Origin of the sequence: Anianabacter salinae (genome assembly GCF_019061145.1) — a bacterium.
Classification (GTDB): Bacteria; Pseudomonadota; Alphaproteobacteria; order Rhodobacterales; family Rhodobacteraceae; genus Anianibacter; species Anianibacter salinarum.
Genome location: NZ_JAHQZS010000001.1, coordinates 936,790 through 943,289, shown reverse-complemented (window position 1 = coordinate 943,289; position 6,500 = coordinate 936,790). Strand labels below are relative to the sequence as shown.

Genomic DNA, 6,500 nt, shown 5'->3' with positions numbered 1-6,500 from the left:
TCATCTCCTGAGTTATCCGCTTCCCCGCACCAGAACCTCAGCCCCGACCCGCTTCCGCGTCACCAACAAGCGCCTCAGCGCCGCCGGTGAAGGGGGTTCTAAGCAGACACGCCAATACCCGCAAGCGGAAAATTCCGAAATCGCGGAAAAATCGTCAAGAAAGTGTTTTGTGGCTTTATATCAATGACTTGACCGTTCACACCCCCGTCAGAACCACATTCGAGGTCGTGCTGCGCCTCCTATCTAGCCGTCTTGCAACACGCACCTGCCCCCCTCTCACCCGACTCGCGATGCCCGCACTGTATTCCGCTGCCGCTGTCTGGCGCAGTTCAGCGTGCCCTCCCCTCCTCCCGATCCCGGTCGTTCCCTGCCAGACTCGTTGCAGTGTCGCAGCAGTCTCGTTTTGAGAATCAGTTGGCTCCCTGGGTCTGCCTTCGTCACCTTCAGCGGTAGCTCGACACGACGTCAGCAAGCCCGAAACCTGGCCGATATCCGGACAATCAGGCGTTCTGCGGGGATATTCGCGCCAAGTTGACCTCAACAGGTCGTGAGGTCGGGACAGTCCACAGCGATCCGCCATGACAGTGCTTGATTGTCGCCATGAAAAAGCCTCACCGTCCCTCGCGTGGGGTGTCGTAGCCCTACGTGTCGGTTGCGCACCCCGGTTTGTTAACGATGCGCCATCGCGCGGCTGCCACCGCGCAATACTCTCCAAGTATCAGGTGCATGTTTTCTGGGGGCGCGCGACATGGTCACGATCAATGACGGCAACGGCGGCAATACGCTAAACGGAACCAACGACGACGACACCATCAACGGCAATGGTGGCAACGACACCATCAACGGTCTGGGCGGCAACGACACGCTGGACGGCGGTGATGGCAACGATGTCGTCAACGGCGGCGACGGCAACGACAGCCTGAGAGGCGGGCGCGGCACCAACACCCTGACCGGCGGCAGTGGCAACGACACCTACGAATTCCAGGTCTCCGGCAGCGCCGGGCGCGATTTCGTCGATCTCGGCAGCGGCAACGACTTCGCGTTCCTCGGCTTCTTCAACGCCGGGCTTGGCCCGCACGCGGTGAACGGCGGCACCGGGATCGACACGATCCGGCTCGACGGAGCGGATATCAACAATTCCAACCTCAGCCTCGATCTTGGCGAGCCCGGTCAGCCGAACGAAAGCCAGAACTTCGGCACCGTCTACACCAACTTCGAGAACGTCATCGGCAACGCAGGCGCCAACAACCTGTCCGGCAACAGCCAGAACAACGTGATCGAAGGGCGGGGCGGCAACGACATCCTGTCGGGAGAAGGCGGCGACGACACGCTTCTGGGCGGCACCGGCAACGACACCCTGAACGGCGACGCGGGCAACGACCTGCTGGACGGCGGTGATGGGGCGGATGTCCTGAACGGCGGTGACGGCAACGACACGCTGATCGGCGGCGCGGGCGGCGACACCCTGAACGGCGGCGCGGGCAACGACACCATCATCGCACGCGACGGCGCGGATATCGTCAATGGCGGGGCGGGTGACGACTCCATCACCACCTCGGGCGCGGATACGATATTCGGCGGCGCCGATGCCGACACGATCAAGGTGGAACCGACGAGCGCCTTTCTTGGGGCGACTGTGCTGGCGGATGGCGGGTTTGCAGGCAACGACAACGACACGCTGGACCTGTCGGCTCTGATTGCCGATGGCTACCAGGTGGTGCTCAACCTGCCTGTCCCCGAGGTTCTCGGCAATCCGGGCTTCAGCGGCACGATCACGCTGCGGCAGCCCGGTCTTCTCGGCGACACGGTTATCATCAACTACACCGACATCGAGAACTTCAACATCTGCTTCACGGCGGGCGCCCGGATCACGACGGATCGCGGCGATATTGCGGTGGAATCCGTCCGGGAGGGCGACCGCGTCCTGACCCGTGACAACGGCTTTCAAGAGGTCCGCTGGACAGGCTCCACCCGCATCGCCGCCGACCGGCTGGTGTTCGAGGACCGCATGCGCCCCGTTCTGATCCGCAAGGACGCCTTCGGCGAAGGTTGCCCTGCCCGCGACACCATGGTCAGCCCGCAGCACCGGATGCTGCGCGCCGGACCCGCGGCAGAGCTGTATTTCGACGAGCCCGAGGTGCTGGTCGCCGCCAAGGACCTGACGGGTCTGGATGGCGTCCACCGTGTCGCGCCTGCGGCAGGTGTTCTTTATGTGCACCTGATGTTCGACAGGCACGAGGTGGTGCTTGCCGATGGCTGCTGGTCCGAAAGCTTCCAGCCCGGCGACTACAGCCTCAGCGGGATCGATCAGGGCCAGCGGTCCGAGATCTATGCCCTGTTCCCCGAGCTTGAGACGCCGAAGGGACTTGGCAGCTATGTCGCCGCCCGCCGGTCGCTCAAGACTCACGAAGCGCGACTTCTCGCCGACTGAACCGGCCTCTTGCCACGGGCTGTCGAAAGCCCGTGGACAATCTTCACATTTTGGCCTCATTGCCGCCGCCAGATCCCCCCGTTTCGGGCGAATGGTTCCGGAGTGGACCTTTCGCACCACGAACGTGTCAGGGTCCGGACGGCAGGCAACGAGTGACCAAGGAGGTGCCAGGTGGCACGCAAGGACAAGCCCGAGACGCAGGGCAAAACCATCAAGGCGTCAGACGAGCAGCGCAGCGCCCCCAAGCCGCCCAAGGTGGCCCCCGGACAGGTCTATCGCGACTGGGCCGCGATCTGACCTCTTGCCTGCGGAACCGCAGGTTCGCGCCTGCGTTCCTTCCGCATGACGCAAGCCTTTCACCCGCCTACCATTCCTAGGGATCACGCCGCGACGCTTGATCGTCTGGACCGGCTGGCACAGCGGATGGACAGCGCGTTCGGCATCCCCGGCACGCGGATCCGGGTCGGCTGGGACAGCATCCTGGGGCTTGTGCCCGGCATCGGCGATGCGCTCGCCATCGCGCCGGGGCTCTACATCATCGGCAAGGCGCGCGGGATGGGCGCCCCAACGCCTCTTCTGCTGCGCATGGGCACGAACAGCGCGGTCGATTTCGCGGTCGGCTCTGTCCCGCTGGTCGGCGACATCTTCGACATCGGCTTCAAGAGCCACCGGCGCAACGTCGCCCTGCTGCGCCGCCATATCGAGACCCGCACATGAAAAAGGCCGCCCCCGAAGGGCGGCCTTTTCAATTGCGCCGACTTTTGGGATCAGCCGACCAGTTCGAGACCCGAGAAGAAATACGCGATCTCTTCGGCAGCGGTTTCCGGCGCGTCAGACCCGTGCACCGAATTCTCGCCGACCGACTCGGCGAATTCTGCGCGGATCGTGCCCGGCTCTGCGTTCGCGGGGTTGGTCGCCCCCATCACGTCGCGGTTCTTGGCAATCGCGCCCTCGCCTTCCAGCACCTGCACGACGACCGGCTCGGATGCCATGAATTCGCACAGCTCGTCATAGAACGGGCGCTCTGCATGGACCTTGTAGAACTCGCCGGCCTGCGCCTTGGTCAGGTGAATACGCTTCTGCGCAACGATGCGCAGGCCCGCTTCCTCGAACTTGGCGTTGACCTTGCCGGTCAGGTTGCGACGGGTTGCATCGGGCTTGATGATCGAAAGGGTCCGTTCGACGGCCATGGCTGCTCTCCTGTGAGACGGAAAACCGGGCGTGAGGCCCGGCTTTTGAAATGTGGTCGGCGGTCGGTTAGCATGGGGGGCGGGGCTTGCAAAGCCCGGAACACGCACGCGCGGCCCGGGCGCTTGCTGCCCGGTCACAACATGCCTCCCCTGCGCCTGTAACCGGCGCTTTCCCCTGCCTTGATGCGCTGCTAAAGCGCGGCCATGCTCAAGATCGAAGACATCTCCTATTCCGTCGATGGCCGCCCCCTGTTCGAAGGCGCGTCCGCCGTGATTCCCGATGGCCACAAGGTCGGCCTGATCGGCCGCAACGGCAGCGGCAAGACCACGCTGTTCCGGCTGATCCGGGGCGATCTGACCCTTGACGGCGGCGCGATCAACCTGCCCTCGCGGTCCCGCATCGGCGGCGTCGCGCAAGAGGTCCCGTCGTCGGAAACCTCGCTCATCGACACCGTGCTGGCCGCCGATGCCGAACGCGCCGATCTCATGGCCCGCGCCGAGACGGAAACGGACGGCGCCGCCATCGCCGAAATCCAGACCCGCCTCGCCGACATCGACGCCTGGTCCGCCGAGGCGCGCGCCTCCTCGATCCTCAAGGGCCTCGGCTTTTCGGATACGGAACAGCTGATGCCCTGCTCTGCCTTCTCGGGCGGCTGGCGGATGCGCGTCGCGCTCGCGGGCGTGCTGTTTGCGCGCCCCGACCTTCTGCTGCTGGACGAGCCGACCAACTACCTCGATCTCGAAGGTGCGCTTTGGCTTGAAAGCTACCTTGCGCGCTATCCGCACACCGTCATCATCATCAGCCACGACCGCGGCCTTCTGAACCGCGCGGTCGGCACGATCCTGCACCTCGAGAACCGCGGCCTGACCGTGTATCAGGGCAACTACGACACCTTCGCGCGCACCCGCGCCGAACAGCGCGCCGTGCAGGCCGCGCAGGCGAAAAAGCAGGACCTGCGCCGCGCGCACCTGCAATCCTTCGTCGACCGCTTCCGCGCCAAGGCGTCCAAGGCCAAGCAGGCGCAATCGCGCGTGAAGATGCTGGAAAAGATGACACCGATCTCGGCGCCCGAGGAAATGGCGCGCCACGTCTTCACCTTCCCCGAACCCGAGGAATTGTCGCCGCCGATCCTGAACCTGCAGGGCGCCGCGGTCGGCTACGGCGATCGCGCGGTCCTGTCGAAGCTGGACCTGCGCATCGACCAGGACGACCGCATCGCGCTTCTGGGGCGCAACGGCCAGGGCAAGTCGACGCTGGCCAAGCTCTTGTCCGACCGGCTCGCGCCGATGGAGGGCAAGGTCACCAAGGCGTCGAAACTGCGCGTCGGCTTCTTCGCCCAGCACCAGGTCGACGAATTGCACATCGACGAGACGCCGCTGCAACACCTGCAAAGCATCCGCCCCGACGAAGGCCAGACCCGCCTGCGCGCGCGCCTCGCGGGCTTCGGCCTGACCGCCGACCAGGCCGACACCGCCGTGGGCCGCCTGTCAGGCGGCCAGAAGGCGCGCCTGTCTCTGTTGCTGGCCACGATCGACGCGCCGCACATGCTGATCCTCGACGAGCCCACCAACCACCTCGACATCGAATCGCGCGAGGCTCTGGTCGAAGCGCTGACCGCCTACACCGGCGCGGTGATCCTCGTCAGCCACGATATGCACCTTCTCAGCCTCGTGGCCGACCGTCTTTGGCTCGTCAAGGACGGACGCGTCGCCCCCTATGAGGACGACCTGGACGCCTATCGCCAGATGCTTCTGGCAGGCGACGCCCCGGCGAAACCCGCCAAGTCCGTCGCGCCGCCGCCGAAACGGGCCAGCCGCGACGACATCCTCGCGCTGCGGTCCGAGGCGCGCAAATGCGAGGCGCGGGTGGAAAAGCTGAACGAGATGCGCGACAAGCTGGCCACCAAGCTGGCCAACCCCGCACTCTACGAGCAGGACCGCGTCGGCGACCTGGGCGTCTGGAACAAGAAATACGCCGAGGTGATGGACGGTCTCGCCCGCGCCGAGGCGATGTGGATGGCCGCGCTCGAAAAACTGGAGAAGGCCGAGGCCTGACCCGCCCGCGCGCCCGATCCATCTTTGGTCCACAAATACCTCCGGGGGAGCCGCGCACTTCGCGCGGCGGGGGCGGAGCCCCCCAAAAATATCGTGTCGCGCCGCAAGGCGCGCCCGCTGGCTCACATATCGCCGCAAGGCGCGCCCGCTTGCCTAATTCGTTCCGCCCCGCTAGCCCGGCACGATGACCGATCTTGCGCCTTACATCACCGCCTTCACCACGCTCTTCGTCGTGATCGACCCGATCGGGCTTGCGCCGCTGTTTGTCGCGCTGACCCAAGGGATGACCGACCGCCAGCGCCGGATCATCGGGCTGCGCGCCTGCGCGATGGCGGTTGTCCTGCTGACCCTCTTCGGGCTGTTCGGCGAGGCAATCCTCGGCTTCATCGGCATCTCGCTGCCCGCCTTCCGCATTGCGGGCGGCATTCTTCTGTTCCTCACCGCGCTCGACATGCTGTTCGACCGCCGCACCAAGCGGCGAGAGGGGCAGGCCGAGGCGGCGGATGATCCCGGCGACGATCCCACCGTGTTTCCGCTGGCGACCCCGCTCATCGCCGGGCCGGGCGCGATGGCGACGATGATCCTTCTGACCGGATCGTCCGGCGCGGATTGGACGCATGTGGCGGCGATCCACGGTGTCATGGTCGCCGTGATCGCGCTGGTGCTGGCGCTGTTCATGGCAGGCGGGCTGATCGAGCGGGCGCTGGGGCCTGTGGGCATCAACATGGTTTCGCGGCTTCTGGGGATGCTGCTTGCGGCGCTATCGGTGCAGTTCGTGCTGGACGGCCTGCGCGGCTTTGGCCTCGCGGCGGCGTGATCGGCCG

7 protein-coding genes are annotated in these 6,500 nt (G+C 65.6%); 6 read left to right on the top strand and 1 reads right to left on the bottom strand.

Annotated features, from left to right (window positions below; translation table 11 throughout):
• The 4 genes from KTJ87_RS04675 to KTJ87_RS04660 form a co-directional block, all read left to right on the top strand.
• A partial coding sequence (locus KTJ87_RS04675; protein WP_267137897.1) for a hypothetical protein occupies nt 1-187 on the top strand: 187 nt, incomplete at its 5' end.
• Between the two features lie 561 nt (nt 188-748).
• Nucleotides 749-2,431 (top strand): Hint domain-containing protein, encoded by a 1,683-nt coding sequence (locus tag KTJ87_RS04670; RefSeq protein ID WP_267137896.1) that lies wholly within the window; start codon nt 749-751, stop codon nt 2,429-2,431.
• Between the two features lie 171 nt (nt 2,432-2,602).
• Nucleotides 2,603-2,728: a hypothetical protein gene (locus tag KTJ87_RS04665; RefSeq protein ID WP_267137895.1), complete on the top strand. Its 126-nt coding sequence runs from the start codon at nt 2,603-2,605 to the stop codon at nt 2,726-2,728.
• Between the two features lie 45 nt (nt 2,729-2,773).
• On the top strand, nt 2,774-3,148 hold the full coding sequence (locus tag KTJ87_RS04660; protein ID WP_267137894.1) for a DUF4112 domain-containing protein: 375 nt from the start codon (nt 2,774-2,776) through the stop codon (nt 3,146-3,148).
• Nucleotides 3,149-3,198: 50 nt separating this feature from the next.
• On the opposite strand, the gene ndk is transcribed toward KTJ87_RS04660, so the two are convergent.
• Nucleotides 3,199-3,621 (bottom strand): nucleoside-diphosphate kinase, encoded by a 423-nt coding sequence (gene ndk, locus KTJ87_RS04655; protein ID WP_267137893.1) that lies wholly within the window; start codon nt 3,619-3,621, stop codon nt 3,199-3,201.
• A gap of 204 nt (nt 3,622-3,825) precedes the next feature.
• On the opposite strand from ndk, the gene KTJ87_RS04650 reads away from it, so the two are divergent.
• Nucleotides 3,826-5,676: an ABC-F family ATP-binding cassette domain-containing protein gene (locus KTJ87_RS04650; protein WP_267137892.1), complete on the top strand. Its 1,851-nt coding sequence runs from the start codon at nt 3,826-3,828 to the stop codon at nt 5,674-5,676.
• Between the two features lie 184 nt (nt 5,677-5,860).
• Complete coding sequence (locus KTJ87_RS04645) at nt 5,861-6,493, top strand: MarC family protein (protein WP_267137891.1); 633 nt, start codon at nt 5,861-5,863, stop codon at nt 6,491-6,493.
• Nucleotides 6,494-6,500 lie beyond the last annotated feature (7 nt).